Source organism: Streptomyces sp., from assembly GCF_035563135.1.
Classification (GTDB): Bacteria; Actinomycetota; Actinomycetes; order Streptomycetales; family Streptomycetaceae; genus Streptomyces.
The window spans coordinates 1-3,321 of sequence record NZ_DATMVN010000686.1 but is presented as its reverse complement, the minus strand read 5'-3'; the positions used below and the strand labels follow the sequence as shown (position 1 = coordinate 3,321).

Annotated in this window: 3 protein-coding genes; 1 reads left to right on the top strand and 2 read right to left on the bottom strand. The window is 71.8% G+C overall.

What is annotated here, in order from left to right:
- Window positions 1-94: 94 nt before the first annotated feature.
- Entirely contained in the window at window positions 95-1,108 is a 1,014-nt protein-coding gene (gene gmd / locus VN520_RS30605; protein ID WP_325750195.1) for a GDP-mannose 4,6-dehydratase, read from the bottom strand.
- Between the two features lie 130 nt (window positions 1,109-1,238).
- On the opposite strand from gmd, the gene VN520_RS30600 reads away from it, so the two are divergent.
- The gene (locus VN520_RS30600) at window positions 1,239-2,222 is read left to right on the top strand and encodes a GDP-L-fucose synthase (RefSeq protein ID WP_325750194.1); all 984 of its coding nucleotides are present in this window, start codon (window positions 1,239-1,241) and stop codon (window positions 2,220-2,222) included.
- 72 nt (window positions 2,223-2,294) lie between these two features.
- Here VN520_RS30600 and VN520_RS30595 read toward each other — a convergent pair.
- The coding region (locus tag VN520_RS30595; protein ID WP_325750193.1) for a sugar transferase at window positions 2,295-3,321 on the bottom strand (1,027 nt) is incomplete at its 5' end.

Below are 3,321 nucleotides of genomic sequence, written 5' to 3'. Positions count from 1 at the left end.
CACGGGCCCGTACGCGGCCGGCGGAGGGCGGAGCCGCTCGCGGCCGGTGCGCCGCCCCGTCCGCTGCCGAGGTGTCCGGGACGTGCCGCACCGGTCATCGGTCCACCCGGACCGCGGACCCCGCGAGCTGGTCGCCCAGCTGCCGGATGTCCGCGTCCACCATGATCATGGCCAGCTCGCGCGACTTCACCTCCGGCTTCCAGCCGAGGAGCTGCTCCGCCTTGGAGGCGTCACCGATCAGTGCGTCGACCTCGCTGGGACGCTCGTACTTCGGGTCGTAGCGGACGTGCTCCGCCCAGTCCAGCCCCGCGTGCTCGAAGGCGTACTCGAGGAACTGCCGGACGCTGACCCCCTCACCGGTGGCCACCACGTAGTCGTCGGGGGTGTCGCACTGGAGCATCCGCCACATCGCCTCCACGTACTCGGGGGCGTATCCCCAGTCGCGCACGGCGTCGAGGTTCCCCAGATGCAGCCGGTCCTGGAGGCCCGCCTTGATCCTGGCCACCCCGCGGGTGATCTTGCGCGTCACGAAGGTCTCGCCGCGGCGCGGGGACTCATGGTTGAACAGGATGCCGTTGGCGGCGAACATGCCGTACGCCTCACGGTAGTTGACCGTCGCCCAGTACGAGTAGACCTTGGCCACGCTGTAGGGGCTGCGCGGGTGGAACGGGGTCTTCTCGTTCTGCGGAGGCGGGCTCGCGCCGAACATCTCGGACGACGAGGCCTGGTAGACCCGGGTGTCGATGCCGCTGGCCCGGACCGCCTCCAGCAGCCGCACCGTCCCGAGGCCCGTGACGTCCCCGGTGTACAGCGGCGCGTCGAAGGAGACCCGGACATGGGACTGGGCACCGAGGTTGTAGACCTCGTCGGGCTGTATGTCCCGCAGCAGGTTCACCAGCGCGACGCCGTCGGAGAGGTCGGCGTGGTGGAGCACGAAGGACCGGTCCGCCTCCTCGGGCCCCTGATAGATGTGATCGATCCGCTCGGTGTTGAAGCTCGACGAACGGCGTATCAGGCCGTGGACCGTGTACCCCTTGCCGAGCAACAGCTCCGACAGGTACGAACCGTCCTGCCCGGTCACACCCGTGATGAGTGCGGTCTTCGCCATGATCCCCCCTCTGTGGTCGCCCTGCGGGGCTGTGGTCGCCCTGCGGGGCATTCTGCTGCTGAATATCTGGATCCGAGTGGAATGCGGCAAAAGGTCACCGGGGCGGTGCGCTGCTGGCAGAATCCGGGCCATGACGACCGACCTCCCCGGACCTGCCCAGGAATCCGTCCGCCCCCTGCTGCGCCCCGGCGCCCGCATATTCGTCGCGGGCCACCGCGGTCTCGTCGGCTCGGCGCTGGTGCGCCGCCTCACCGCCGACGGCCACGAAGTGATCACTCGCGGCCGCGACGAGCTCGATCTGCGCGAGGCCGCGCCGACCGAGGCGTTCCTGCGTGGCACCCGCCCGGACGCGGTCGTGCTGGCCGCCGCCAAGGTGGGCGGGATCATGGCCAACAGCACCCGCCCGGTGGAGTTCCTGGAGGACAACCTCCGGATCCAGCTCGCCGTGATCGCGGGCGCGCACGCCGCCGGGATCCAGCGGCTGCTCTTCCTGGGTTCGTCGTGCATCTACCCCAAGCACGCCCCCCAGCCGATCCCCGAGGACGCGCTGCTCACGGGCCCGCTCGAACCGACCAACGAGGCATACGCGCTGGCCAAGATCGCCGGGATCACACAGGTCCGGTCCTACCGCCGGCAGTACGGCGCCTCGTACATCAGCGCCATGCCCACCAACCTCTACGGCCCCGGCGACAACTTCGACCTGGAGACCTCGCACGTGCTGCCCGCCCTGATCCGCCGGTTCCACGAGGCGAAGCGGGACGGTGCCCGCGAGGTCACCCTGTGGGGATCCGGCAGCCCCCGCCGTGAGTTCCTCCACGTCGACGATCTCGCCGCCGCCTGTGTACGGCTGCTCGAGGTGTACGACGGGGCGGACCCCGTCAACGTCGGCTGCGGCGAGGACCTCACCGTCCGGGAACTGGCTTCCGTCATCCGCGAGGTGACCGGTTATCAGGGCGATGTCGTGTGGGACACCTCCAAGCCCGACGGCACCCCTCGCAAGCTCCTCGACGTGTCCCGGCTCTCCTCCCTCGGCTTCGAGCCCCGGATCCCCCTGCGGGACGGCATCGCCGGCACCTACGCCTGGTGGCTCGGCCGGCAGGCCTCCCGGGGCTGACCGTCCGGCCGGACGGCCGCGGTAGGCCCTGATCCCGTGCACGCGGCCCCCCTCGTGTCCCCCGCTCACGTCTCAGTACGCTCCGCGGCCGTCGGTGACGGCGCGCACCGTCCGGGCGAGGAGCCCCATGTCCGTGGTCACCGACCAGTTGTCGACGTACCAGAGGTCCAGTGACACCGTCTCCTGCCAGGACAGGTCCGACCGCCCGCTGACCTGCCACAGGCCGGTCAGGCCCGGCCGCACCGCCAGCCGCCGCAGCTCCCGCTCGTCGTAGCGCGAGACCTCCTCCGGCAGCGGCGGGCGCGGACCTACCAGGGACATGTCACCCCGCAACACGTTGAGGAGCTGCGGGAGTTCGTCCATGGACGTCCGGCGCAGGGCGTGGCCGATCCTGGTCACCCGCGGGTCGCGGCGCATCTTGAACATCGGGCCCTCGCTCTCGTTCGCCGCCGAGAGCTGCTCCCTGCGGGCCTCCGCGTCCGCCACCATCGTGCGGAACTTCCACATGGTGAACGGCCTGTTGTGACGGCCGTGGCGGGTCTGGCGGTGGAACACGGGGCCGGGCGAGGAGAACCGCACCGCCAGAGCCACCCCGCAGAACAGCGGCGCGAGCACCAGCAGCCCCAGCGCGGCACCCGCCCGGTCCACGACGGTCTTGAGCGCGGCCTGGGGGCCGCGCCGCAGCGGAGGCGCGACGTGCAGCAGTGTCAGCCCGGCGGCGGAGGCCGGCCGCACCCGGGCCGCGTCGACCTCCGACAGGTCCGAGAGGACGCAGAGGGCCAGCCCGCCGTCGTGCAGGCCCCACGCCAGCCGGCGCAGCCGGTCGACGCCGAGCTGCGGACCGGGCGCGACGAGCACCAGGTCCGCGTCATGGGCGAAGGCGCCGCCGAGCACCGTGGACACGTCGTCGTCGGCCGGTTCGGGCGCCAGCCGGCCCGGCACCGGCGTCCCGCAGCCCGGCACCGCCGGCCCCACCGGGATCACCGCCACCGCCGTGTACGGGTGGTCCTTGCGGGAGTTGAGCAGCTTCACCGCCCGGTCCAGACCCGTTGCCTCACCGACCACCAGGACCCGGCGCACCCCCCGCCACCCAGCCGTC